Source organism: Klebsiella sp. GN_Kp190, from assembly GCF_040061795.1.
Lineage (GTDB): Bacteria > Pseudomonadota > Gammaproteobacteria > Enterobacterales > Enterobacteriaceae > Klebsiella > Klebsiella michiganensis.
This window is the reverse complement of the sequence record NZ_JBEAFN010000036.1, coordinates 1-24,053: the sequence shown is the minus strand read 5'-3', so window position 1 is coordinate 24,053 and position 24,053 is coordinate 1. Positions and strand designations below refer to the sequence as shown.

The window sequence follows — 24,053 nt, the reverse complement described above, 5'->3', positions numbered from 1 at the left end:
TTTTAAAACATGGCAGAAAAACAAACTGCGAAAAGGAATCGTCGCGAAGAAATACTTCAATCTCTGGCGCTAATGCTTGAATCCAGCGATGGAAGTCAGCGCATTACCACAGCGAAACTGGCGGCGTCCGTTGGCGTATCCGAAGCGGCTCTGTATCGGCACTTCCCGAGCAAGACCCGCATGTTTGACAGCCTGATTGAATTTATCGAAGACAGCCTGATTACGCGCATCAATTTGATTTTAAAAGATGAAAAAGACACCTCAGCGCGCCTGCGTCTGATTGTGCTGTTGATTCTTGGGTTTGGCGAGCGTAATCCTGGGCTGACAAGAATTCTGACCGGCCATGCGCTGATGTTTGAACAGGACCGGCTTCAGGACCGCATCAATCAGCTGTTCGAGCGCATTGAAGTTCAGCTGCGTCAGGTGTTGCGTGAAAAGAAAATGCGCGAAGGCGAAGGCTATACCGTCGATGAAGCCCTGCTGGCCAGCCAGCTATTGGCATTCTGCGAAGGGATGCTATCGCGCTTTGTGCGCAGCGAGTTTAAATATCGCCCGACGGACGATTTTGACGCCCGCTGGCCGCTGGTCGCCGCCCAGCTGAAATAATTCTCGCCGGTCTCTGTGCAGCCCGAAGGGCTGCATCTCTTCCCGCAGGAATGCCCGGCATTATCCGCATTGATACCCAGGCGCTCTTCTCGCCTCGGCTGGCCGTTTTGCCAGCAATCGACCCGACAGACCGTTGCCTGCCGGGCAGATGTTTATACGCCGTACGCTTCGCGATAGGCGCGAACGGCAGTCAGGTGTTCAGCCATTTCCGGCTTCTCTTCCAGATAGCTAATCAGGTCTTTCAGCGTCACGATGGAAATTACTTTACAGCCGTAGTCGCGCTCAACTTCCTGAATCGCGGAGATTTCGCCGCGTCCGCGTTCCTGACGATCCAGAGAGATCAGTACGCCGGCCAGCTCAGCGCCGTTGGCCTGAATAATTTCCATCGATTCCCGAATCGCGGTGCCTGCGGTAATCACATCATCCACCAGCATGACGCGGCCCTGCAGCGCGCTCCCCACCAGGTTTCCGCCCTCGCCGTGAGTCTTCGCCTCTTTGCGGTTAAAGCAGTAAGGCAGATCGCGGTCATGGTGTTCCGCCAGCGCGACCGCCGTGGTCGTGGCGATAGGGATGCCTTTATAGGCCGGGCCGAACAGCAGGTCAAAATCAATCCCGGAATCCACCAGCGCTTCGGCGTAAAAACGGCCTAACAGTGCCAGATCGCGCCCGGTATTAAACAGGCCGGCGTTGAAGAAATAGGGGCTCTTGCGCCCGGATTTCAGCGTAAACTCGCCAAACTTAAGTACCTGCTTGTTAAGCGCAAACTCAATAAACTGGCGCTGATACGGTTTCATGGATTCGCTCCTCATCTTACTTTTCTACGGACAAAAAAAAGGCGACTTCTCAGTCGCCTTAAAAACTAGTTTTGCAACGCCGCCTTCTGCGTCGTGACAATGGATTCGATACCCCCCCGGGCCAATGCCAGCAGGGTGAGGAGTTCTTCATGGGTGAACGGCTCGCCTTCCGCCGTACCCTGCACCTCAATGATGCGGCCATCTTCGGTCATCACCACGTTCATATCGGTTTCCGCCGCGGAATCTTCAACGTATTCCAGATCGCAAATCGCTTCGCCATTCACGATGCCTACGGAGACCGCCGCCACCATTCCTTTCATCGGGTTGGTTTTCAGCTTACCGGCCGCGACCAGCTTATTCAGCGCATCGGCCAGCGCCACGCAGGCTCCGGTGATAGACGCGGTACGGGTGCCGCCGTCTGCCTGCAGCACATCGCAGTCCAGAGTGATGGTGAACTCACCCAGCGCTTTCAGGTCAACCGCAGCGCGCAGCGCACGCGCGATCAGGCGCTGGATTTCCATGGTGCGTCCGCCCTGCTTACCTTTTGCGGCTTCACGCGCGTTACGCGTGTGGGTAGAACGCGGCAGCATGCCGTATTCGGCGGTGATCCACCCCTGGCCCTGGCCTTTCAGAAAGCGCGGCACGCCTTCATCAATAGAAGCGGTGCACAATACTTTCGTGTCACCAAATTCGACCAGCACGGAGCCTTCTGCGTGTTTTGTGTAGTTACGGGTCAGGGTTACTGGGCGCACTTGATTAGCGCTACGGCCTGCTGGACGCATGATGTTCTCCGGCTTGAAACGAATGTGGCTGCGCATTATACGGATAATGCGCGCTTATTCCTATCCTGATAAGGCCTCGAAAGCTATAATCCACCCCACTCTCCTTTAAAAACAGGAACGTCTATGATCCGCAGTATGACCGCCTACGCCCGGCGTGAAATCAAGGGTGAATGGGGTAGCGCCGCGTGGGAACTGCGCTCGGTAAACCAACGATATCTGGAAACCTACTTCCGCCTGCCGGAGCAGTTCCGTAGCCTGGAGCCCGTGGTGCGTGAACGTATTCGCTCCCGTCTGACCCGCGGTAAAGTCGAATGTACCCTGCGTTTTGAGCAGGACCCGAGCGCGCAGGGTGAGCTGATCCTTAACGAAAAACTGGCAAAGCAGCTGGTTAACGCCGCCAACTGGGTCAAAATGCAGAGCGACGAAGGCGAAATCAATCCGGTAGATATTCTGCGCTGGCCTGGCGTGATGTCGGCCCATGAACAGGATCTGGACGCCATTGCCGCCGAAATTCTGGGCGCGTTAAACGGTGCGCTGGATGACTTTATCGTCGCCCGCGAAACCGAAGGCCAGGCGCTGAAAGCGCTGATCGAACAGCGTCTCGACGGCGTGACGGCCGAGGTGGCTAAAGTACGTGCCCATATGCCGGAAATTTTGCAGTGGCAGCGCGAGCGTCTGGTTGCCAAGCTGGAAGATGCGGAAGTGCAGCTGGAAAACAACCGCCTCGAGCAGGAGCTGGTGCTGATGGCGCAGCGTATAGACGTCGCCGAAGAGCTGGATCGTCTGGAAGCGCACGTGAAAGAGACGTGGAATATCCTGAAGAAGAAAGAAGCGGTCGGTCGCCGCCTCGACTTTATGATGCAGGAGTTCAACCGCGAGTCGAACACCCTGGCGTCTAAATCAATCAATGCCGAAGTGACGAACTCCGCCATTGAGCTGAAGGTGCTGATCGAACAAATGCGCGAGCAGATTCAGAACATCGAGTAACGGTTTTTCGCTCGCCAACCCACGCACGGACAAAAGGCCATGGTAAATCATGGCCTTTTATTTTCGCTGCGTTTCAGAAGGCGTAGTTCTTATCCAATATCCGGCAGGTTAAAAATGCCCCTGCGGCGCACAGCAGCGTGGGGGCCAGATAGTTGTGATCCATGTGGGTGAACTCCATCACCAGCGCGACCGCTGTGAGCGGCATCTGCATGGATGCAGCGAGAAACGCCGCCGCGCCGACGAGAGCAAAACTGCCGTAATCTCCGCCGGGAAGCAGCTGTTGCCAGAGCATACACAGCAGCAGGCTGGTCAGGCCGCCGACCGCCAGCCCCGGCGTCAGCAGCCCGCCCTCCGCGCCGCCGCGCAGCACCGCCAGAATCACCACCATTTTCAGCGCCAGCAGCATCGCCGCCCCGGGGAAGCCCAGTTCATCGCTGAGAGCCAGCTGCATAGGCCCTTTACCGTTTCCCGGAAGCTGGGGGAAATAGAGGCTGAGGGCGGCAAGCAGGGAAAACGCCAGCAGACAGAAAACCGGCATCTGCCAGTTGCTTCGAACGTGCGAGCGAGCCGTGCTGGTCGCTTTGCGAAAGAGCCAGGCCCCGGCGCCAAGAATGGGGCCAGCGATAATCGCCCACCAGAGAAATGAATGCGGCAGGATGTCGGAAGTAAAATGGTATTGCGATTCCTCGCCTAACCCGAGCGTTGCCGTCCACGCGGCAATCGCCGAGGTGATAATCGCCGCCAGCGTTTTCTCCCAGCTAAACGACAGCAGCATTACCTCAAGGCTGAATAACGCACCGGCCAGCGGAACGTTATACACCGCCGCCAGGCCCGCACCGGCGCCGCAGGCAACCAGCGTTCGGGTTTCATCCGCCAGCAGTCCCAGCTTACGCGCCACCATCCCTGCCCCCAGCGCGCCCATTTCCCGCGGAGCGACTTCGCGGCCAAGCGGAGAGCCCAGCGCCACGGTGACGATCTGCAACAGGGCATGAATCGTTGTAGTACCCGCAGGCATTGCCACCGAAGGATTTGCCACCGCTGACGCTATTGAGACTCGCTTCTGCCCATAGCGCCCAAGGAGCCACCAGCCGAATCCTGCGATGGCTCCCCCCGCGACGATTGCCGAGAGGCGACGAGGCCAGGATGAATCCGTGACGCCCTGTAGAAATGACTCCGCGCTCACGATCTGCCCGGGGCTGTAGCCAAAGGCCAGGTGCTGAATCGCGTGTAAAATCAGCGCCAGAACCATGCCTGAGATGCCGGCAAGCAGCCCCGTCAGCACAACGGCAATCAGGCGGGTGAGATAGTTTTTATTGCCAGCTGCTGCAGTCATTTTCTCAGGCCCTGAAGGAGGAAAATAAAAGGATAAAGGTCGAGAGTTAAACAACAGGTATTCATCGCGTTTTCAATATCGATACGCATCGACGGCTTTCACATTACTTTTTATAATCACTAGAAATGAATAAATGACAAATGAACCGTTAAATTCAGCCGATTTAAACCGATCGTGCATTAGTTTAATCAGGTTAAATTCATTCACTTTAGAAAATCTCAATCGTGATCTTGCGCACAAATCGTTAACCTTCCGCCATCACCGTGGGGGATTTATGCTGCTTCATATTCTTTATCTGATTGGGATTACGGCGGAAGCCATGACCGGCGCGCTGGCTGCCGGGCGCCGCCGTATGGATACGTTTGGCGTCATTATCATTGCCACCGCGACGGCCCTCGGAGGCGGTTCAGTGCGCGATATTCTGCTCGGCCACTATCCTCTGGGCTGGGTGCAGCACCCCGAGTACGTCATTATTGTCGCCATTGCTGCGGTCCTGACTACGATTGCCGCGCCGGTGATGCCGCATCTGCGCCGCCTGTTTCTGGTGCTTGATGCGCTCGGCCTGATCGTGTTCTCTATTATTGGCGCCCAGATCGCGCTGGATATGGGCCAGGGCCCGGTCATCGCCTCCATTGCCGCCGTCATCACCGGCGTTTTTGGCGGCGTGCTGCGCGATATGTTCTGCAAGCGTATCCCGCTGGTGTTCCAGAAAGAGCTTTACGCCGGAGTGTCATTCGCCGCCGCGATTTTATACATCGCGCTTCAGCATTACGTCAGCAACCACGATGTGGTGGTGATCTCCACCCTGCTGTTCGGCTTTACCGCCCGCATGCTGGCGCTGCGCTGGAAGCTGGGCCTGCCGGTATTTAACTACAACCATAGCGCACATTAATGCTTTCAGAATCCCGGAACGCGTTGCCCGCTTAGCCACTTCGCCAGTGCGGCAACATCCGGGTGATGTAAGAACGTCACCAGCTGCCGCGCTCTTTCCGCCCCGATCCCCGGCAGGCGCCGCCACTGCTCTTCGTTTCGCTCCTGCATCCGTCGCCAGTCATCCTCCTTCAGCCGGGCAAACGCCGTCTTCGGTATAGGGACTCCCATCGCCTGGATCCAGCGCAGAAAAGGCCGTTCGCGCGCAAGATTGAACTGGTGCCACAGCCTCTGCCCGCGCAGCGTCGAGACCCCCGGTATGGCTTGCAGCCGCTCCGGCGTAAACGCCAGCCATGAAAAGAGATGCTCCATGCTGCGCGCGTCATGCAGGGACCGCCATAGCGCTTCTCCCACGCCGTCAATATCGAGAACCGATCGGGATGAGAGCCAGACCAGCCGCGAAAGAAACTGTTCCGCACACTCGGGCGTGGCAAAATAGCAGGTTAAAGCATTGAAACGCGCCGCCGGTGGCTGGGGTTTATTACGCTGAGCCGTGCGCCAGACGACCGAATCGATGCGCGGTATCCCCTGCCCGGCAAGGCTGATTTGCAGCTGGTCGCCAATACCGATATCCAGATTGTACCAGCGGGATACCGAACCGACGCTCACTCGCTGCACGCGCTTATCGTCCAGCATCTGCGGTTCCAGATGCGCCACCACGGCTATTTTACCGCTGCGCCCGACGCTAAAGCTGATACGGCGAACCTCCATGACGCGCGAGGCGGGCGGGTATTTCCAGGCGATGACCCAATCGCCCTGACCCGGAACCCAGAAGCGCCCGGGAGATGCTTTTTCCCGCCGCACTACGACGCCATCGCTGACAAAAGGCAGCGGTGAAGTGAACCAGCGCTGGCGCCACTGTTCCACCTGCTGCGCATCCGCGACAGGGTGCGAAAAAAGCGCGCTGTAAATAAAGCCGCCCTGCCGCAGCAGCGCCAGCCGCTGTTTCATATCCTGCGGCCCATCGGGCCATGCCCAGATAAAGAGACCCAGCTGATTAAGATCCGCCGCAGCCTGCTGGCGCATCATCATGCCGGCAACTTTTGCCCGCGCGTTCATGCCGCCCATCTGCTTTTGCACGTGCCCCTCGCGGAGCAGGAACAGCTCACCCTGTAGAACGCTATTCGCCAGTACGCCGTCAGAGACTTTAGGCACGGAGGGGATCTGCAAGACCCTGGCCGTCCAGTCTTCCCCGGCCAGGCCATTACCCCGGCTTATCGCCTGGGTCAGACGCCCCTGCCGATACACGAGCGTGACCGCGACGCCATCAACTTTAGGCTGCACCCACAGGCCGGATTGACCGCGCATCCAGCGCGCCACGTCGGCTTGATTTGCCAGTTTACGCACGCCGGTGTGCGCCACCGGATGTCTGGCCTCCCCTTTTAGGGGAGGAGACGCGTCGTGAGCGGGAGCCTCGCCGGTGAAGCAGCGCCGCCAGTACGCCAGCCGCTCCGCAAGCTGGTCATAGACCTCATCGCTTACCGTACTGCTCCCCTGCTGCCAGTAGGCGTTTTTCCATTCCGTTATCTGCTGGCTGAGACGTTCAATCTCCCGATCGGCCCTGGCCTGCGGCCATGCGGGGCAGGCTGCCTGCCCGTCTCCCACCAGCATCCACAGCACCAGCGCCCAGACTCCATTTTGCATCGCGATGCCCTCCTGTTTTCTCGTCACCAATTGTGCCGCAGGCGTATTTTCGTCCGCGAGGAGGGATTTTTAACGCTGCGAGCAGGCATCCAGGTTTTCTGCGTTGTTTCTGCAACGCCCGGAGAAATCAGGGAAACGGCAAGCAAAATGAAAGAAAGAACGCAAAAAGTGTGACAGGGACTGCGTCACGCGGTGCCGCCGTGTATAATAGGCTCGTATGTAAGCTCTATTTCGACCACCACATACAAAAGACACTCATGGCTCAAGGCACGCTTTATATTGTTTCCGCCCCTAGCGGCGCGGGTAAATCCAGCCTGATTCAGGCTTTATTAAAAACCCAACCGCTGTACGACTCTCAGGTTTCTGTTTCGCATACCACGCGCGCTCCGCGCCCGGGTGAAGTGCACGGTGAACACTATTTCTTTGTGAATCACGACGAATTCAGGACGATGATTGGCAGAGACGCTTTTCTTGAACATGCAGAAGTCTTTGGCAACTATTACGGCACCTCGCGCGAAGCTATCGAGCAGGTACTGGCGACCGGCGTCGACGTCTTCCTCGATATCGACTGGCAGGGCGCGCAGCAAATCCGCAACAGAATGCCCGGCGCGCGCAGCATTTTTATCCTGCCGCCGTCAAAAGATGAGCTTGATCGTCGCCTGCGCGGCCGCGGTCAGGACAGCGAAGAGGTTATCGCAAAACGTATGGCGCAGGCAGTTGCAGAAATGAGCCATTACGCGGAGTATGATTACCTGATTGTGAATGATGATTTTGATACCGCGCTGAGCGATCTGAAAATTATTATTCGCGCCGAACGTCTGCGCATGAGCCGCCAAAAGCAGCGACATGGCGCTTTAATCACCAAACTGTTGGCAGACTGAACCCACATTCAGTATCATGCCCAGTCATTTCTTCACCTGTGGAGCATTTTAAGTATGGCACGCGTAACTGTTCAGGACGCTGTAGAGAAAATTGGTAACCGTTTTGACCTGGTACTGGTCGCCGCGCGTCGCGCTCGTCAGATGCAGGTAGGCGGAAAGGATCCGCTGGTACCGGAAGAAAACGATAAAACTACCGTTATCGCACTGCGCGAAATCGAAGAAGGTCTGATCAACAACAAGATCCTCGACGTTCGTGAGCGCCAGGAACAGCAAGAGCAGGAAGCCGCTGAATTACAAGCCGTTACCGCTATTGCTGAAGGTCGTCGTTAATCACACTGCGGGTCGCCCTTGTATCTGTTTGAAAGCCTGAATCAGCTGATTCAAAACTACCTGCCCGAAGAGCAAATTAAACGTCTTCGGCAGGCTTATCTCGTTGCACGTGACGCTCACGAGGGCCAGACACGTTCAAGCGGTGAACCCTATATCACGCACCCGGTAGCGGTAGCCTGTATCCTGGCCGAGATGAAACTCGACCATGAAACGCTGATGGCCGCTCTGCTGCACGACGTGATAGAAGATACCCCCGCCACCTACCAGGACATGGAGCAGCTTTTCGGTAAAAGCGTTGCTGAACTGGTAGAGGGGGTGTCAAAACTTGATAAGCTTAAGTTTCGCGACAAGAAAGAGGCCCAGGCTGAAAACTTTCGCAAAATGATTATGGCGATGGTGCAGGATATCCGCGTCATCCTTATCAAGCTCGCTGACCGCACCCATAATATGCGCACGCTGGGCTCATTGCGCCCGGACAAGCGCCGCCGCATCGCCCGCGAAACGCTGGAAATCTACAGCCCTCTGGCGCACCGTTTAGGTATCCATCACATCAAAACCGAGCTCGAAGAGCTGGGCTTTGAGGCGCTGTATCCTAACCGCTACCGCGTCATTAAAGAGGTGGTTAAAGCGGCGCGCGGCAACCGTAAGGAGATGATTCAAAAGATCCTCTCCGAAATCGAAGGGCGCCTGCAGGAAGCGGGAATTCCCTGTCGCGTTAGCGGTCGCGAAAAGCATTTGTACTCCATCTACTGCAAGATGGTGCTCAAAGAGCAGCGCTTTCACTCGATTATGGATATCTACGCTTTCCGCGTGATTGTCCATGATTCCGACACCTGCTACCGCGTGCTTGGCCAGATGCACAGCCTTTATAAGCCGCGCCCGGGTCGCGTCAAAGACTATATTGCCATTCCAAAGGCGAACGGCTATCAATCTTTGCACACCTCGATGATCGGCCCGCACGGCGTCCCGGTTGAGGTACAAATTCGTACCGAAGACATGGACCAGATGGCGGAAATGGGGGTGGCGGCGCACTGGGCTTATAAAGAGCACGGCGGCGAGAGCAGCACCACGGCGCAAATCCGCGCCCAGCGCTGGATGCAGAGCCTGCTGGAGCTCCAGCAGAGCGCCGGTAGTTCATTTGAATTTATTGAGAGCGTGAAATCCGATCTGTTCCCGGATGAAATTTACGTTTTCACCCCGGAAGGGCGCATTGTCGAACTGCCCGCCGGCGCGACGCCGGTGGATTTCGCCTACGCGGTGCATACCGACATCGGCCATGCCTGCGTCGGCGCCCGCGTCGACCGCCAGCCGTATCCGCTGTCGCAGTCGCTCTCCAGCGGCCAGACGGTGGAAATCATCACCGCGCCGGGCGCACGTCCGAACGCCGCATGGCTGAACTTTGTCGTCAGCTCGAAAGCGCGCGCCAAAATTCGCCAGCTGCTGAAAAATCTTAAGCGCGACGACTCCGTAAGCCTCGGGCGCCGCCTGCTCAATCACGCCCTCGGCGGTAGCCGCAAGCTGGCCGAGATCCCGCCCGAGAACATTCAGCGTGAACTTGAGCGCATGAAGCTGACCACGCTTGACGATCTGCTGGCCGAAATCGGCCTCGGCAACGCCATGAGCGTCGTGGTAGCAAAAAACCTGCAGCAGGGTGAAACCACCGCCGTGCCTGTACAGCCAGCGCCTGTCGGCCATAATCATCTGCCGATTAAAGGCGCGGATGGCGTGCTGATCACCTTCGCCAAATGCTGCCGTCCGATCCCCGGCGACCCGATTATCGCGCACGTCAGCCCGGGCAAAGGCCTGGTTATTCACCATGAGTCCTGTCGTAACATTCGCGGCTATCAGAAAGAGCCGGAGAAATTTATGGCGGTCGAGTGGGACAAAGAGACGGCGCAGGAATTTATCACCGAAATCAAGGTGGATATGTTCAACCATCAGGGTGCCCTGGCGAATCTTACCGCGGCGATCAACACCGCTTCTTCCAATATTCAAAGCCTGAATACGGAAGAGAAAGATGGCCGCGTTTACAGCGCCTTTATTCGCCTTACCGCGCGCGACCGCGTGCATCTGGCGAATATCATGCGCAAAATTCGCGTCATGCCGGATGTAATAAAAGTCACCCGTAACCGAAACTAGCTCTTCCACAAAATCATTCGAAATTGCGTCAAGGCGGCAAGCGAATGACAAATCTGCCGGGAGCAGATTTGAACGCTGCTTACAGCGGCCCCGTAAAGGGCAAGGCCCAGGAATGGGCCGCGTAATCCGCAGCGATTAAAGAGTCATTCGAAGGATGGAAGTATCATGAATTTACAGCGTTATGCGCGTATCTGCGAGATGCTCGCCAGGCGCCAGCCTGACCTGACAGTCTGCATGGAGCAGGTCCATAAGCCTCATAACGTCTCTGCGGTCATTCGTACCGCAGACGCCGTTGGCGTGCATGAAGTGCACGCCATCTGGCCCGGTAGCCGTATGCGTACCATGGCCTCCGCGGCCGCCGGCAGCAATAGCTGGGTGCAGGTCAAAACCCACCGTACTATTGGCGAGGCCGTCACCCATTTAAAAGGCCAGGGCATGCAGATCCTGGCGACCCATCTCTCTGATAACGCGGTCGATTTCCGTGAAATCGACTATACCCGTCCCACCTGTATCCTGATGGGGCAGGAGAAAACCGGCATTACGCAGGAAGCGTTAGACCTGGCGGACCAGGACATCATCATTCCGATGATTGGCATGGTGCAGTCGCTGAACGTTTCCGTCGCCTCAGCGCTTATCCTCTACGAAGCCCAGCGCCAGCGGCAGAACGCCGGCATGTACCGGCGCGAGAACAGTATGCTGCCGGAAGAAGACCAGCAGCGCCTGCTGTTTGAAGGCGGCTATCCGGTGCTGGCGAAGGTCGCTAAACGCAAGGGACTTCCCTACCCCCACGTCAACGAGCAGGGCGAAGTCGAAGCCGATGCCGCGTGGTGGGCCACCATGCAGGCGGCGAAGTAATCATGCAGGGCCGTCTGCTGGATGCGGTGCCGCTCAATTCCCTGACGGGCGTTGGCGCGGCCCAGAGCAGTAAGCTGGCAAAAATCGGCCTGCATACGGTACAGGATCTGCTTCTGCACCTGCCGCTACGCTACGAAGACCGCACCCATCTGTATCACATCGGCGAACTGCTGCCCGGCGTTTACGCCACCGTTGAAGGCGAAGTCCTCAACTGCAACATCACTTTCGGCGGCCGCCGGATGATGACCTGCCAGATAAGCGACGGCTCCGGCATCCTCACCATGCGCTTTTTTAACTTCAGCGCGGCGATGAAAAATAGCCTGGCAACCGGGCGCCGCGTGCTGGCCTACGGTGAGGCGAAGCGCGGTAAGCACGGGGCGGAGATGATCCATCCGGAATATCGGGTTCAGGGCGACATGAGTACCCCTGATTTACAGGAAACGCTGACCCCGGTATATCCCACCACTGAAGGCATCAAGCAGGCTACGCTGCGTAAGCTCACCGACCAGGCGCTGGAGCTGCTTGAAACCTGCGCGATCGCCGAGCTACTGCCGCCTGAGCTGGCGCAGGGGATGATGAGCCTGCCGGACGCCTTGCGCACGCTGCATCGCCCGCCGCCCACGTTACAGCTTAGCGAGCTGGAAAGCGGCAAACATCCGGCTCAGCGGCGCTTAATCCTGGAAGAGCTGCTGGCGCATAACCTCAGCATGCTGGCGCTGCGGGCAGGCGCCCAGCGCTACCACGCCCTCGCGCTCAGCGCTAACGACACGCTAAAAGATAAGCTGCTGGCCTCCCTCCCCTTTACGCCGACCGGCGCGCAGGCGCGCGTCACGGCTGAAATCGAACGCGATATGGCGCTGGACGTGCCGATGATGCGTCTGGTGCAGGGGGACGTGGGCTCCGGTAAAACCCTGGTCGCCGCGCTTGCCGCCCTGCGCGCCATCGCCCACGGCAAACAGGTAGCGCTGATGGCGCCGACCGAGCTGCTGGCTGAACAGCACGCCAATAACTTCCGCAGCTGGTTCGAACCGCTGGGCGTTGAGGTGGGCTGGCTGGCTGGCAAACAAAAAGGCAAAGCGCGCCTGGCGCAGCAGGAGGCTATCGCCAGCGGACAGGTACAGATGATTGTCGGCACCCACGCCATCTTTCAGGAGCAGGTCCAGTTTAACGGCCTCGCGTTGGTGATTATCGACGAGCAGCACCGTTTTGGCGTCCATCAGCGGCTGGCGCTGTGGGAGAAAGGGCAACAGCAGGGATTTCACCCGCACCAGCTGATTATGACCGCCACGCCGATTCCGCGCACCCTGGCGATGACTGCGTATGCCGACCTCGACACCTCGGTCATCGATGAACTGCCGCCGGGCCGAACGCCGGTTACGACGGTGGCCATTCCGGATACGCGACGCAGCGATATTATTGACCGCGTACGTCACGCCTGCACTCACGAAGGTCGCCAGGCCTACTGGGTTTGTACGCTGATTGAAGAGTCGGATCTGCTGGAAGCTCAGGCGGCGGAAGCCACCTGGGAAGAGCTGAAGCTCGCGCTGCCGGAGCTGAATATCGGCCTGGTGCACGGGCGTATGAAATCCGCCGAGAAGCAGGCGGTAATGAGCGCGTTCAAGCAGGGCGAGCTGCATCTGCTGGTCGCCACCACGGTGATTGAAGTCGGCGTGGACGTGCCCAACTCCAGCCTGATGATCATCGAAAACCCGGAGCGTCTGGGGCTGGCGCAGCTGCACCAGCTCCGAGGGCGCGTCGGGCGCGGTGCGGTAGCCTCCCACTGCGTGCTGCTCTATAAATCGCCGCTGTCAAAAACCGCCCAGAAGCGCCTGCAGGTTCTGCGCGATAGCAATGACGGTTTCGTCATCGCCCAAAAAGACCTTGAAATTCGCGGCCCCGGCGAGCTGCTCGGCACCCGTCAGACCGGCAACGCTGAATTTAAAGTCGCGGACTTATTGCGCGATCAGGCTATGATCCCGGAAGTTCAGCGCATCGCCCGCCATATTCACGAACGCTATCCCCAGCAGGCACAGGCGCTGATAGAGCGCTGGATGCCGGAAACCGAACGCTATTCCAACGCGTAGCGCGAACGTCATCTCGCCACGCTGCGCATAATTTTTATTCAGATGAGTGGATTATGAAACGAGAACTGGCCATCGAATTTTCGCGCGTCACCGAAGCCGCCGCGCTGGCAGGCTACAAATGGTTAGGCCGCGGTGATAAAAATACCGCCGACGGCGCCGCCGTCAACGCCATGCGCATTATGCTCAACCTGATCAACATCGACGGCACTATCGTGATTGGCGAAGGCGAAATCGACGAAGCGCCGATGCTGTACATTGGCGAGCGCGTCGGTACCGGCCACGGCGATGCGGTAGATATCGCCGTCGATCCCATTGAAGGCACCCGCATGACGGCGATGGGCCAGGCGAACGCGCTGGCGGTCATGGCGGTAGGCGATAAGGGCTGTTTCCTGAATGCGCCAGATATGTACATGGAAAAGCTGATTGTCGGCCCGGGAGCGAAGGGCACCATCGATCTGAACCTGCCGCTGGCGGAGAACCTGCATAACATCGCCCGCGTGCTGAATAAGCCGCTGAGTGAATTAACGGTCACCATCTTAGCCAAGCCGCGCCATGACGACGTCATTGTTGAGCTGCAAAAGCTGGGCGTGCGCGTGTTCGCCATCCCCGACGGCGACGTTGCCGCCTCTATTCTGACCTGCATGCCGGACAGCGAAGTTGACGTCATGTACGGTATCGGCGGCGCGCCGGAAGGCGTCGTTTCCGCTGCGGTGATCCGCGCGCTGGACGGCGATATGAACGGCCGTCTGCTGGCGCGTCACCACGTGAAGGGCGACAGCGAAGAGAACCGCCGCATCGGCGAAAACGAGCTGGCACGCTGTCAGGCGATGGGCATTGAAGCAGGCAAAGTGCTGCGCCTGGACGATATGGCGCGCAGCGACAACGTGGTTTTCTCGGCAACCGGCATCACCAAGGGCGATCTGCTGGACGGTATCACCCGTAAAGGCAATATGGCCACCACCGAAACCCTGCTGATCCGCGGTAAATCCCGCACCATCCGCCGTATTCAATCGATTCATTATCTCGATCGCAAAGACCCGGATATTCAGCTGCACATCCTGTAAAAACATTTGATCAATAGAGCTTTCCAGCCTTTTCGGGCTGGAAATCTGCTCTCGTCGCGGTGAAGATACGTTAACAGGATTGAGAGGAGAGTCGCTATGGCAAACTGGGTTACGGGCAAAGTGGTAAAAGTACAGAACTGGACTGATGCACTGTTTAGCCTCACCGTTCACGCGCCGGTTGCGCCCTTCACCGCTGGGCAGTTTGCCAAACTGGGGCTGGACGTAGACGGAGAACGCGTGCAGCGCGCCTATTCCTACGTCAACGCCCCCAGCAACCCCGATCTTGAGTTCTATCTGGTGACGGTTCCGGAGGGCAAGCTCAGCCCGCGGCTGGCGGCTCTGAAGCCGGGCGATGAAGTCCAGGTGGTCAGCGAAGCCGCCGGTTTCTTCGTGCTGGAAGAGGTGCCGGATTGCGACACCCTATGGATGCTCGCCACCGGCACGGCGATTGGCCCGTACCTGTCAATTCTGGAAGAAGGGAAGGACCTGGATCGCTTTAAAAACCTGGTACTGGTGCACGCCGCGCGCTATGCCGCCGACCTCAGCTATCTGCCGCAGATGCAGGCGCTGGAAGCGCGCTATGCGGGCAAACTGCGCATCCAGTCGGTCGTGAGCCGGGAAACCGCGCCGGGCATGCTCACGGGACGTATCCCGTTCCTGATTGAAACCGGCGCGCTGGAAGAGGCCGTCGGCCTGCCGATGAACGCCGAGAGCAGCCACGTCATGCTGTGCGGTAACCCGCAGATGGTGCGCGACACCCAGCAGCTGCTGAAAGAGACCCGGCAGATGAGCAAGCACCTGCGTCGCCGGCCGGGTCATATGACCGCCGAACACTACTGGTAATCAGGATTCCGCTTTCCAGCGCACGTCCAGCGTCTCTTTACCAAACTTATTCGCGCCCTGGGTACCGACAAACGCGCCCAGGTCGATCAGCATCATGACGATAATCAACGTCGGTATAAACCGCCCGACGCCCCACTGCCAGACCCCAGGCAGCATCGACCAGTTGCCCGCCAGCAGCATCCACGCCAGAATCATCAGCAGCGCCCAGAGCCCGGATTTACCCCGATCGTGCAGGCGTTTAATGGTCACCGCCGCCGTCGGCCACAGCAGGCACACCAGAATAAAAGCCGCCGTCTGTAAATTGAGAAGGTTACTACCGGCCAGCGTGAACAGCGCGCTCATGGTCATTATCCAGATAGCGATCCAGATCCAGAAGTCGCGACGTCCAATCCGCCCTTTAATTGAGAATAGCCACTGCTGTAGGGTCATGTTTTATTCCTTATCATCATCACCGACGTAGTTTACCCTGAAGGCGTGACTTTTTGACAAGCGTGACGGTTCTCGTTTTAATCGTCAGCAGATAAAAAAAGGGAAGATGGGCATGAAGAAGTGGGCAACCTTATGTTTAATTGGGCTGGCGGCATTATCCGTCGGCCAAAAAGCGTTGTCCGCCGAGTCAGACGCCAGCGCTACGGCGCCCTATCTTCTCTCCGGCGCGCCGGCCTTTGATATTTCCATCAGCGAGTTTCGGGAAAAATTCAACAACGATAACCCGAAGCTATCGCTCAATGAATTTCGCGCCGTCGCCGCCAGCAAAGACCAGGCAAACCTGACCCGCGCCGCCACGAAGATCAATGAGAACCTTTACGCGTCGACCGCGCTTGAACGCGGCACGCTCAAAATTAAATCGATGCAGATCACCTGGCTACCGATTCAGGGGCCGCAGCAGAAAGCGGCGAAAGCGAGAGCCCAGGAGTATATGAGCGCCGTGATGCGCGCGTTCGTACCCACGCTCAGCCTGACGCAAAGCCAGCAGAAGCTGCAGAAACTGCTGACCGCCGGAAAAGGCAAACGTTACTTCTCCGAAACGGAAGGTGCTGTGCGCTATGTAGTGGCGGACAACGGCGAAAAGGGGCTGACCTTCGCTGTTGAACCGATTAAGCTGGCGCTATCTGAAACGCTGGAAAACAACAATAAATGACAAAAAGCAAAGCCTTTCCAGTGATGAATCTCTATACTGTTTCACAGACCATGCTGCCCGCGGGGGCGGCTATATTCCTTAATTCGCTTTAAAGCGTGGAGAATAAAAATGCGACATCCTTTAGTGATGGGTAACTGGAAACTGAACGGCAGCCGCCACATGGTAAACGAACTGGTCGCGAACCTGCGTACCGAACTGGCTGGCGTAACCGGCTGTGCAGTTGCCATTGCTCCGCCTGAGATGTACATCGACCTGGCTAAACAAGCCGCTGCGGGCAGCCACATTCACCTGGGCGCGCAAAACGTTGACCTGAACCTGTCCGGCGCGTTCACTGGCGAAACCTCTGCCGAAATGCTGAAAGACATCGGCGCTGAATACATCATCATCGGCCACTCCGAGCGCCGTACCTACCACAAAGAGTCCGACGAGTTTATCGCCAGGAAATTCGCGGTACTGAAAGAGCAGGGTCTGATCCCGGTTCTGTGCATCGGTGAAACCGAAGCGGAAAACGAAGCGGGCAAAACGGAAGAAGTGTGCGCGCGTCAGATCGACGCCGTTCTGAAAACCCAGGGCGCGGCGGCGTTCGAAGGCGCGGTTATCGCTTATGAACCCGTATGGGCGATCGGTACCGGCAAATCCGCTACCCCGGCTCAGGCTCAGGCTGTACACAAATTCATTCGCGACCACATCGCTAAAGCCGATGCGAAAGTGGCTGAACAAGTGATCATCCAGTACGGCGGTTCCGTTAACGCGGGCAACGCAGCAGAGCTGTTCACCCAGCCGGACATCGACGGCGCGCTGGTTGGCGGCGCATCCCTGAAAGCTGACGCTTTCGCGGTGATCGTTAAAGCAGCAGAAGCCGCGAAAAAAGCGTAATTCGCTTTAAGGCCTTTCCCCGGTCGCGCTTTGCAACCGGGGTTATCGCCCGGTTGCCCGGCCAGGTTCCGGAAAAATCCCCGAGCGGTGCAGCCTACAGTTTCCCCAACGCCTGATACCACAGGTAGTCCAGCGGCAGCAGAATCAAATAGCTTACCGCCGCCAGCGCGATACACAGCAGCATTCCCGCCCGCGCAGGCACTTTCCCTAGCCCCATCGCCACGACAATCGGTGACGCCTGATACGGCAGCAGCGGCGTGGAGTACCCCAGCACCTGAATCATAATCACGCTCAGCAGCGGGAAGCCGGTCGCATCGGAGAAGCTCTGCGCGAAGGTGGTATACAGCGCCGGTACGCCGTTAGCGGTCATGATAAAGTTCAGCGCGCTGGTAATGCCGGTCAACGCGAGAAAGCTGGTAAACGGGCTCTCTTTATCCAGCGGCATAATCTGCAGCAGGGCATTCCCCACCACGCCGCCGATACCGGTTTGCGTCACGGTGATAGCCAGCCCCAAAATCCCGGCGACGTAAATACAGGTGCGGATATTCACGCCGCTGGAAAACTCCTCGCCGCTGATAAAACCGACCCGCGGCAGCAGCGTTATCACCGCCGCCGCCAGCCCCGTCCAGGCCGGCCCCACGCCGTGCCAGCTCTCCGTCACCCAGAGCGTCAGCACTACCACCAGCAGCCACGCCAGGCGCTTCTCATCGCGGCTCATCGGCGGCAGCGGCGTCATGTCGCGCGGCGGGTACGGTTTTCCGGGAAACAGCCAGCATATCAGGGCGATCAGCACAGCCCCTTTGAGCCAGCCGAGCACAGGCGTATGCAGCAGTAAATAGGGAAGATAATTCAAATGGATACCATACGATCCCTCCGCCGCGCCGCTCATCACCAGATTCGGGACGTTGGCGGGCAGGATGGTGGCAGACAGCTGGAAGGTCCCGAACCCCACTGCCAGTGCCAGGCCAAACCACGGGCGCGTCCCCTCTTCAATGCCGGCACGCCTGGCCATTGCCGCCACAATCGGCATCAGCAGCGCGATACGCCCCATATTGGACGGCATCACAAACGCCAGCGCATAGCTGAGCAGCACCACGCTGCCGACCATCAGCGGCCAGGAGTCGGTCAGCCGCGACGAGAGCGACCGGGCCGCCCTGTCCGCCAGCCCGGTTTTGCGTATCGCGATCCCCAGCACAAATCCGCTGAACACCAGCCAGAACGCCGATGAGGCAAAGCCGCCGAAAATGACCTCCGGCGGCGCGATTTTGGCGATCATCGCCGCGGCAAAAAACAGCAGCGCGGTCATAAACTCCGGCAGTAGCGAAGTCGCCCAGAGGAGAATAGTGATGCCGACGATGATAGAAGGAAGGAACAGAGGGTGGGACAACCAGAGCGACATACCTGTCTCCTGTCGATTTTTTCAGCAAGAATACGACGGACGATAAGACAGGTAAACGCCAGATATGGTGGGGCTATTGCAGGATTGCGCAGCTGTGATCCTGAATCTCTTCCGCCGATGCGCGATTAAGCGTTAGCAGGTTACGCTCGGTGGCCAGCAGCACCAGCGAGCCATCGCTCTGCTTTGCCATCGCCAGCGCAAAACGGCCCATATGTTCACGCGCTTCCGGCACCTCTTCGGCCAGCATCAGGAACGGGCTGCGCTGCGCCAGCTCCGTTTCGGTGACCCGACGCGCCAGATATTCGTGGCCCAGTAGTCCACCGGGCAGCGGCAACCAGCGGCTGCTGATAGCGGGTGCGTCCTTGTCCAGCTGGGTACGGACATCGGGACGCAGGCAGGAGATATGGATATGGAAATGATTTTGCGTGCGTCCGCTGCGCGAGTTGATGGTCAAGGAGACCGCGTCATCCGATACGGCGGAACCACGATGCTGGCTCATGATTTCGCGCCCCTGCCAGGCCTGCCAGAAGAAGTTCGGCGTCAGGGGATTAAGCAGCAGCGGACTTTCGGTGCCGTTAATACGGTAAGTCGGCATCAGCAGATACTGCAGCGGGCCATTGCGGTCTTTAAACAGCACATAGCCGCCCTTGAGGTTCACTTCCGCACAGGGCGCGGGATTCTGGTGCTGCTGTTGATTGGGGACGCACTGTTGCAGAACAATTTTGCGCAACGCATCAGGGTTGCCGGAATGAAGCCAGTAGTAGCCGCCGGCTATCGCCGCCACAACGACCACCAGCAGCGCTAATAAAAGGTATCGTACTCTTCGCATTATTTTTTCCTGTCTCAGCCAGAAACGGAAGAGTAACGCAGTTTGATGACCAAATGAAAACAGGAAGAGGTTCGGTGTGTTTTCCCGGAGGCGGCGCTACCAGACTTCTCAGCCCCGGGTCGCGGCTTACGCCTGTCCGGGCGACAAGAGTTGTATCCCCGCTAAGCGCAGCGCAAGCGGGGATAAGGAGAGGCTATTTAACGCTGGTTTATCTGGTCGAAGGTGCCGCCGTTGGAAAAGTGCTCTTTCTGCGCTTTCGTCCAGCCGCCAAACACGTCATCGATGGTGAACAGCTTCAGTTTCGGGAACTCATTCGCGTATTTTTTCGCTATCTCAGGATCGCGCGGACGATAGAAGTTCTTCGCCGCAATCTCCTGGCCTTCCGGCGAGTAGAGGTACTTCAGATACGCTTCCGCCACCTGGCGAGTGCCCTTCTTGTCGACCACTTTATCCACCACGGAAACCGTCGGCTCGGCGAGAATCGATTCGCTCGGGGTCACGATCTCAAATTTGTCTTTACCCAGTTCGTTGGTCGCCAGCAGGGCTTCGTTTTCCCAGGCAATCAGCACATCGCCGATCCCACGTTCCACGAAGGTGTTGGTCGCGCCACGGGCGCCGGAATCCAGTACTTCGACGTTCTTAAACAGCGCTTTTACGAACTCTTGCGCCTTCGCCTGATCGCCATTGTTCTGGTGCAGGGCATAGCCCCATGCCGCCAGATAGTTCCAGCGCGCGCCGCCGGAGCTTTTCGGGTTCGGGGTAATCACCGACACGCCCGGTTTAATCAGGTCGTTCCAGTCGTGAATCTGCTTCGGGTTGCCTTTGCGTACGAGGAACACGATGGTTGAGGTATAAGGCGCGGAGTTATCCGGCAGACGCTTCAGCCAGTTTTTGTCGATTCGGCCACGCTCGGCAATCGCATCGACGTCATAGGCCAGCGCAAGGGTCACCACGTCGGCTTCAATGCCGTTGATCACCGAGGTCGCCTGTTTGCCGGAGCCGCCGTGGGACTGACGAATCACCACGTTGTCGCCGGTTTCTTGTTTCCAGTGCGCGCTAAAGGCTTTGTTGTACTGTTCGTACAGCTCGCGCGTTGGATCGTAAGAAACGTTTAATAGTTGAATGTCTTTTGCCAGAACGCTGGCGGATGCCAGCAACAGAGTTAACCCCACGCCCCACTTATTCATCGCACCGCTCTCTTTATGTAGTGTTGTGATGGATTAAGCGTGCCAGAAAGCGGACTGATGATTAAAGAATAAAAAAAGATTGGCTATAACTTGTGAGTATATAGAGCGGGGGAGAGTTTGCCCCCTCCCGAACGGGAGGGGGCGGGAAGCATCAGACTTCTTCCATGCGGCCCAGCAGCGCCTGCAGACGATCCTGCCAGCCCTGCTGCTGTTCTTTCAGCTGACCGTTTTCACGCTCAAGCTCTTCACGGCTGTGCTGCGCGCTCTGTACTTCCTGCGCCAGCGTGTTGTTCTTCTCTTTCAGCTCTTCGATTTCCATCTGTAACAGAGTGATGGTATCAATCGCCTGCTGAACTTTAGATTCTAATTTCTCAAACACTTCTAATGACATCGTCATACCTCTCCTGAACTTGCAAGGCGTTGATAGAAACCGTCCGTTTCGTATACGCGTTGACGCCTTAACGAAAATTAGCGCACTACAGTGGTGATGTAGTCGATTGTATGAAGCCCCGCCTCCCCTGTCCAGCGACAACCCGCGTAGATTGCGGTTTGCAACACTTTTCAGCCTTTACCTGGTCCGTTCGCCGCTTTTACCCGGTACTTTTTCGTAATTGTTAATCAACACGTAAAAAAATGTGCGGTGAAACGCTCCCGCAAAAGGCCGAACACGCGTTTATGGCGCGAAAACGCTCATTTTCTTGACGTGGTACACACATTTGAATTTCGATATTTCTCGTTTTTGTTCGTTAACGATAAATTAACACTATGCCTACATGGCAGCGTGGTCGCCTGCGACCTTCACACATACAATAATCATCACTACGCTTCAGGATTCGATTATGAGCCAAACATCAACACTAAAAGGCCAGTGCATCGCAGAGTTCCTCGGTACCGGGTTGTTGATCTTTTTCGGCGTTGGGTGCGTCGCTGCGCTTAAGGTCGCGGGAGCCAGCTTCGGTCAGTGGGAAATCAGCATCATCTGGGGTCTGGGCGTCGCCATGGCGATTTACCTGACCGCAGGGGTTTCCGGTGCGCACCTTAACCCGGCGGTCACCATCGCGCTGTGGCTGTTCGCCTGCTTTGACGGTCGTAAAGTTGTTCCATTTATCGTTGCGCAATTCGCTGGCGCCTTTTGCGCTGCGGCTTTAGTTTACGGGCTTTATTACAATCTTTTCTTCGATTTCGAACATACCCACAATATGGTGCGCGGTAGCGTCGAAAGTCTCGAGCTGGCAGGCATTTTCTCCACCTATCCGAATCCGCATATCAATTTTGTGCAGGCCTTCGCGGTAGAAATGGTGATTACCGCTATCCTGATGGGCGTCATTCTGGCGCTGACCGACGATGGTAACGGCGTGCCGCGTGGCCCGCTGGCGCCGCTGCTGATTGGTCTGCTGATCGCCGTCATCGGCGCATCCATGGGCCCGCTGACCGGCTTCGCCATGAACCCGGCGCGTGATATCGGACCGAAAGCCTTCGCCTGGCTGGCAGGCTGGGGCAACGTCGCCTTCACCGGCGGCAAAGATATTCCTTATTTCCTGGTGCCGCTGTGTGCGCCAATCGTCGGTGCTGCGCTGGGCGCATTCTGCTACCGCAAGCTGATTGGCCGCCACCTGCCTTGCGACACCTGCGTCGTCGAAGAGAAAGAAGCCGCATCCCCCTCTACGACGCAACACAAAGCTTCGCTGTAATCTGACTACGGGACTCATACTATGACCGACAAAAAATATATCGTAGCGCTCGACCAGGGCACCACCAGCTCCCGCGCCGTGGTAATGGATCACGATGCCAATATCGTCAGCGTTTCTCAGCGAGAATTCGAACAAATTTATCCGCGTCCAGGCTGGGTTGAACACGACCCGATGGAGATCTGGGCATCGCAAAGCTCTACGCTGGTCGAAGTGCTGGCAAAAGCCGATATCAGCTCCGATGAAATCGCGGCGATCGGCATCACCAACCAGCGTGAAACCGCCATCGTGTGGGAGCGCGAAACCGGGAAGCCGATTTATAACGCCATCGTCTGGCAGTGCCGCCGTACCGCCGAGATCTGCGAACAGCTCAAGCGCGACGGCATGGAAGAGTACATCCGCAAGGCCACCGGCCTGGTGGTTGACCCCTACTTCTCCGGCACCAAAGTGAAGTGGATCCTCGACCACGTCGAAGGCGCGCGCGAACGCGCTAAACGCGGCGAGCTGCTGTTCGGTACCGTAGACACCTGGCTTATCTGGAAAATGACCCAGGGACGCGTTCACGTAACCGACTACACTAACGCCTCGCGTACCATGCTGTTTAATATCCACGAGCTGGACTGGGACGACAAAATGCTCGACGCGCTGGATATCCCGCGCGCCATGCTGCCGGAAGTGCGCAAATCTTCCGAAGTGTACGGCCAGACCAACATCGGCGGTAAGGGCGGGACGCGTATTCCGATCGCCGGCATCGCGGGCGACCAGCAGGCGGCGCTGTTCGGCCAGCTGTGCGTGAAAGAGGGGATGGCGAAAAACACCTACGGTACCGGCTGCTTTATGCTGATGAATACCGGCGAGAAAGCGGTGACGTCAACGCACGGCCTGCTGACGACTATCGCCTGCGGCCCGCGCGGTGAGGTGAACTATGCGCTGGAAGGCGCGGTGTTTATGGCTGGCGCCTCTATTCAGTGGCTGCGCGATGAGATGAAGCTGATTAGCGACGCGTTCGATTCCGAATATTTCGCCACCAAAGTGAAGGATACCAATGGCGTGTACGTGGTTCCGGCTTTTACCGGACTCGGCGCCCCGTACTGGGACCCGTATGCCCGCGGCGCGATCTTCGGCCTGACCCGCGGCGTGAACTCCAACCATATTATTCGCGCCACCCTGGAGTCGATTGCCTATCAGACCCGCGACGTGCTGGAAGCGATGCAGGCTGACTCCGGGATCCGTCTCCACGCCCTGCGCGTTGACGGCGGCGCGGTCGCCAACAACTTCCTGATGCAGTTCCAGTCCGATATTCTCGGCACCCGCGTGGAACGCCCGGAAGTCCGCGAAGTCACCGCGCTGGGCGCAGCCTATCTGGCCGGTCTGGCGGTCGGTTTCTGGCAAAACCTGGATGAATTGCAGGAGAAAGCGGTCATCGAACGCGAGTTCCGTCCGGGGATTGAAACCACCGAGCGTAACTATCGCTACAGCGGCTGGAAGAAAGCGGTAAAACGCGCGCTGGCGTGGGAAGAGCACGACGAAGCGTAAGATGGGGGAAGTATTCCCGGCTGGCGGCGTAAACGCCTTAGCCGGGCTACACAGCCCGCAGACCGCACACCCCCGTAGCCCGGCTAAGCGCGGCGCGAGCCGGGGAGAAACCGCGTCGATATATA

23 protein-coding genes are annotated in these 24,053 nt (G+C 57.8%); 14 read left to right on the top strand and 9 right to left on the bottom strand.

Translation table 11 applies throughout. The features are described 5' to 3' along the window. Window positions 1-9: 9 nt before the first annotated feature. Window positions 10-606: a nucleoid occlusion factor SlmA gene (slmA, locus tag ABLU67_RS21690; protein ID WP_004855507.1), complete on the top strand. Its 597-nt coding sequence runs from the start codon at window positions 10-12 to the stop codon at window positions 604-606. Window positions 607-758: 152 nt separating this feature from the next. On the opposite strand, the gene pyrE is transcribed toward slmA, so the two are convergent. Both pyrE and rph read right to left on the bottom strand, forming a co-directional pair. Further along, a complete protein-coding gene (gene pyrE, locus ABLU67_RS21685; RefSeq protein ID WP_004855508.1) occupies window positions 759-1,400 on the bottom strand; it encodes an orotate phosphoribosyltransferase in 642 nt (213 codons plus the stop codon). Window positions 1,401-1,465: 65 nt separating this feature from the next. Next, window positions 1,466-2,182, bottom strand: coding sequence for a ribonuclease PH (gene rph / locus ABLU67_RS21680; RefSeq protein WP_004106921.1), 717 nt, complete (start codon window positions 2,180-2,182; stop codon window positions 1,466-1,468). Between the two features lie 123 nt (window positions 2,183-2,305). Between rph and ABLU67_RS21675 the strand changes: the two genes are divergently transcribed. Continuing rightward, on the top strand, window positions 2,306-3,169 hold the full coding sequence (locus ABLU67_RS21675) for a YicC/YloC family endoribonuclease (RefSeq protein ID WP_004126669.1): 864 nt from the start codon (window positions 2,306-2,308) through the stop codon (window positions 3,167-3,169). Between the two features lie 73 nt (window positions 3,170-3,242). On the opposite strand, the gene ABLU67_RS21670 is transcribed toward ABLU67_RS21675, so the two are convergent. Then, window positions 3,243-4,502 carry a chloride channel protein gene (locus ABLU67_RS21670; protein ID WP_224225674.1) on the bottom strand — a complete coding sequence of 420 codons (1,260 nt, stop codon included), beginning with the start codon at window positions 4,500-4,502 and terminating at the stop codon, window positions 3,243-3,245. A 274-nt stretch (window positions 4,503-4,776) separates the two neighbouring features. Between ABLU67_RS21670 and ABLU67_RS21665 the strand changes: the two genes are divergently transcribed. Continuing rightward, entirely contained in the window at window positions 4,777-5,394 is a 618-nt protein-coding gene (locus ABLU67_RS21665) for a trimeric intracellular cation channel family protein (protein ID WP_014227255.1), read from the top strand. A 5-nt stretch (window positions 5,395-5,399) separates the two neighbouring features. On the opposite strand, the gene ligB is transcribed toward ABLU67_RS21665, so the two are convergent. Continuing rightward, the gene (gene ligB, locus ABLU67_RS21660) at window positions 5,400-7,076 is read right to left on the bottom strand and encodes an NAD-dependent DNA ligase LigB (RefSeq protein ID WP_348852531.1); all 1,677 of its coding nucleotides are present in this window, start codon (window positions 7,074-7,076) and stop codon (window positions 5,400-5,402) included. A 257-nt stretch (window positions 7,077-7,333) separates the two neighbouring features. Here ligB and gmk point away from each other — a divergent pair, with 257 nt between their 5' ends. The 7 genes from gmk to fpr all read left to right on the top strand — a co-directional run bounded on the left by gmk (window position 7,334) and on the right by fpr (window position 15,272). Further along, window positions 7,334-7,957, top strand: a complete 624-nt coding sequence (gene gmk, locus ABLU67_RS21655; RefSeq protein WP_004126677.1) for a guanylate kinase — start codon at window positions 7,334-7,336, stop codon at window positions 7,955-7,957. Between the two features lie 54 nt (window positions 7,958-8,011). Continuing rightward, on the top strand, window positions 8,012-8,287 hold the full coding sequence (rpoZ, locus tag ABLU67_RS21650) for a DNA-directed RNA polymerase subunit omega (RefSeq protein ID WP_004106927.1): 276 nt from the start codon (window positions 8,012-8,014) through the stop codon (window positions 8,285-8,287). Window positions 8,288-8,305: 18 nt separating this feature from the next. Next, window positions 8,306-10,426 carry a bifunctional GTP diphosphokinase/guanosine-3',5'-bis pyrophosphate 3'-pyrophosphohydrolase gene (spoT, locus tag ABLU67_RS21645; RefSeq protein WP_004855514.1) on the top strand — a complete coding sequence of 707 codons (2,121 nt, stop codon included), beginning with the start codon at window positions 8,306-8,308 and terminating at the stop codon, window positions 10,424-10,426. A gap of 165 nt (window positions 10,427-10,591) precedes the next feature. Then, a complete protein-coding gene (gene trmH / locus ABLU67_RS21640; RefSeq protein ID WP_004855515.1) occupies window positions 10,592-11,281 on the top strand; it encodes a tRNA (guanosine(18)-2'-O)-methyltransferase TrmH in 690 nt (229 codons plus the stop codon). A gap of 2 nt (window positions 11,282-11,283) precedes the next feature. Continuing rightward, a complete protein-coding gene (recG, locus tag ABLU67_RS21635) occupies window positions 11,284-13,365 on the top strand; it encodes an ATP-dependent DNA helicase RecG (RefSeq protein WP_025107825.1) in 2,082 nt (693 codons plus the stop codon). A 53-nt stretch (window positions 13,366-13,418) separates the two neighbouring features. Then, window positions 13,419-14,429: a class II fructose-bisphosphatase gene (gene glpX / locus ABLU67_RS21630; RefSeq protein ID WP_148851595.1), complete on the top strand. Its 1,011-nt coding sequence runs from the start codon at window positions 13,419-13,421 to the stop codon at window positions 14,427-14,429. A 96-nt stretch (window positions 14,430-14,525) separates the two neighbouring features. After that, window positions 14,526-15,272 (top strand): ferredoxin--NADP(+) reductase, encoded by a 747-nt coding sequence (gene fpr, locus ABLU67_RS21625; protein WP_014227260.1) that lies wholly within the window; start codon window positions 14,526-14,528, stop codon window positions 15,270-15,272. Here the strand turns inward: fpr and ABLU67_RS21620 are convergent, their stop codons facing one another. Further along, on the bottom strand, window positions 15,273-15,701 hold the full coding sequence (locus ABLU67_RS21620) for a DUF805 domain-containing protein (protein WP_004126694.1): 429 nt from the start codon (window positions 15,699-15,701) through the stop codon (window positions 15,273-15,275). Window positions 15,702-15,813: 112 nt separating this feature from the next. Here ABLU67_RS21620 and ABLU67_RS21615 point away from each other — a divergent pair, with 112 nt between their 5' ends. Both ABLU67_RS21615 and tpiA read left to right on the top strand, forming a co-directional pair. Further along, window positions 15,814-16,413, top strand: a complete 600-nt coding sequence (locus ABLU67_RS21615) for a DUF1454 family protein (protein ID WP_004855520.1) — start codon at window positions 15,814-15,816, stop codon at window positions 16,411-16,413. 108 nt (window positions 16,414-16,521) lie between these two features. After that, window positions 16,522-17,289, top strand: a complete 768-nt coding sequence (tpiA, locus tag ABLU67_RS21610) for a triose-phosphate isomerase (RefSeq protein WP_004855521.1) — start codon at window positions 16,522-16,524, stop codon at window positions 17,287-17,289. 94 nt (window positions 17,290-17,383) lie between these two features. Here the strand turns inward: tpiA and ABLU67_RS21605 are convergent, their stop codons facing one another. The 4 genes from ABLU67_RS21605 to zapB form a co-directional block, all read right to left on the bottom strand. Next, complete coding sequence (locus ABLU67_RS21605) at window positions 17,384-18,688, bottom strand: SLC13 family permease (protein ID WP_102803691.1); 1,305 nt, start codon at window positions 18,686-18,688, stop codon at window positions 17,384-17,386. A 73-nt stretch (window positions 18,689-18,761) separates the two neighbouring features. Beyond that, entirely contained in the window at window positions 18,762-19,517 is a 756-nt protein-coding gene (locus ABLU67_RS21600; RefSeq protein WP_047722814.1) for a CDP-diacylglycerol diphosphatase, read from the bottom strand. A gap of 197 nt (window positions 19,518-19,714) precedes the next feature. Then, window positions 19,715-20,704, bottom strand: a complete 990-nt coding sequence (locus tag ABLU67_RS21595; protein WP_004126718.1) for a sulfate ABC transporter substrate-binding protein — start codon at window positions 20,702-20,704, stop codon at window positions 19,715-19,717. A gap of 151 nt (window positions 20,705-20,855) precedes the next feature. Further along, window positions 20,856-21,101 (bottom strand): septal ring assembly protein ZapB, encoded by a 246-nt coding sequence (gene zapB / locus ABLU67_RS21590; protein WP_009652751.1) that lies wholly within the window; start codon window positions 21,099-21,101, stop codon window positions 20,856-20,858. 442 nt (window positions 21,102-21,543) lie between these two features. On the opposite strand from zapB, the gene ABLU67_RS21585 reads away from it, so the two are divergent. Further along, window positions 21,544-22,395: an MIP/aquaporin family protein gene (locus ABLU67_RS21585; RefSeq protein ID WP_004855525.1), complete on the top strand. Its 852-nt coding sequence runs from the start codon at window positions 21,544-21,546 to the stop codon at window positions 22,393-22,395. 21 nt (window positions 22,396-22,416) lie between these two features. Beyond that, entirely contained in the window at window positions 22,417-23,928 is a 1,512-nt protein-coding gene (glpK, locus tag ABLU67_RS21580; protein ID WP_004126722.1) for a glycerol kinase GlpK, read from the top strand. The last annotated feature ends 125 nt before the right edge of the window (window positions 23,929-24,053 follow it).

Bases quoted from the DNA above. Each gene is read 5' to 3' on its own strand.
- ABLU67_RS21595 (WP_004126718.1), bottom strand. From the start codon at position 20,704: ATGAATAAGTGGGGCGTGGGGTTAACTCTGTTGCTGGCATCCGCCAGC.
- ligB (WP_348852531.1), bottom strand. From the start codon at position 7,076: ATGCAAAATGGAGTCTGGGCGCTGGTGCTGTGGATGCTGGTGGGAGAC.
- rph (WP_004106921.1), bottom strand. From the start codon at position 2,182: ATGCGTCCAGCAGGCCGTAGCGCTAATCAAGTGCGCCCAGTAACCCTG.
- fpr (WP_014227260.1), top strand. From the start codon at position 14,526: ATGGCAAACTGGGTTACGGGCAAAGTGGTAAAAGTACAGAACTGGACT.
- ABLU67_RS21605 (WP_102803691.1), bottom strand. From the start codon at position 18,688: ATGTCGCTCTGGTTGTCCCACCCTCTGTTCCTTCCTTCTATCATCGTC.
- ABLU67_RS21675 (WP_004126669.1), top strand. From the start codon at position 2,306: ATGATCCGCAGTATGACCGCCTACGCCCGGCGTGAAATCAAGGGTGAA.
- recG (WP_025107825.1), top strand. From the start codon at position 11,284: ATGCAGGGCCGTCTGCTGGATGCGGTGCCGCTCAATTCCCTGACGGGC.
- ABLU67_RS21620 (WP_004126694.1), bottom strand. From the start codon at position 15,701: ATGACCCTACAGCAGTGGCTATTCTCAATTAAAGGGCGGATTGGACGT.
- glpX (WP_148851595.1), top strand. From the start codon at position 13,419: ATGAAACGAGAACTGGCCATCGAATTTTCGCGCGTCACCGAAGCCGCC.
- ABLU67_RS21665 (WP_014227255.1), top strand. From the start codon at position 4,777: ATGCTGCTTCATATTCTTTATCTGATTGGGATTACGGCGGAAGCCATG.
- slmA (WP_004855507.1), top strand. From the start codon at position 10: ATGGCAGAAAAACAAACTGCGAAAAGGAATCGTCGCGAAGAAATACTT.
- ABLU67_RS21615 (WP_004855520.1), top strand. From the start codon at position 15,814: ATGAAGAAGTGGGCAACCTTATGTTTAATTGGGCTGGCGGCATTATCC.
- pyrE (WP_004855508.1), bottom strand. From the start codon at position 1,400: ATGAAACCGTATCAGCGCCAGTTTATTGAGTTTGCGCTTAACAAGCAG.
- gmk (WP_004126677.1), top strand. From the start codon at position 7,334: ATGGCTCAAGGCACGCTTTATATTGTTTCCGCCCCTAGCGGCGCGGGT.
- rpoZ (WP_004106927.1), top strand. From the start codon at position 8,012: ATGGCACGCGTAACTGTTCAGGACGCTGTAGAGAAAATTGGTAACCGT.
- trmH (WP_004855515.1), top strand. From the start codon at position 10,592: ATGAATTTACAGCGTTATGCGCGTATCTGCGAGATGCTCGCCAGGCGC.
- ABLU67_RS21585 (WP_004855525.1), top strand. From the start codon at position 21,544: ATGAGCCAAACATCAACACTAAAAGGCCAGTGCATCGCAGAGTTCCTC.
- tpiA (WP_004855521.1), top strand. From the start codon at position 16,522: ATGCGACATCCTTTAGTGATGGGTAACTGGAAACTGAACGGCAGCCGC.
- glpK (WP_004126722.1), top strand. From the start codon at position 22,417: ATGACCGACAAAAAATATATCGTAGCGCTCGACCAGGGCACCACCAGC.
- ABLU67_RS21670 (WP_224225674.1), bottom strand. From the start codon at position 4,502: ATGACTGCAGCAGCTGGCAATAAAAACTATCTCACCCGCCTGATTGCC.
- zapB (WP_009652751.1), bottom strand. From the start codon at position 21,101: ATGACGATGTCATTAGAAGTGTTTGAGAAATTAGAATCTAAAGTTCAG.
- ABLU67_RS21600 (WP_047722814.1), bottom strand. From the start codon at position 19,517: ATGCGAAGAGTACGATACCTTTTATTAGCGCTGCTGGTGGTCGTTGTG.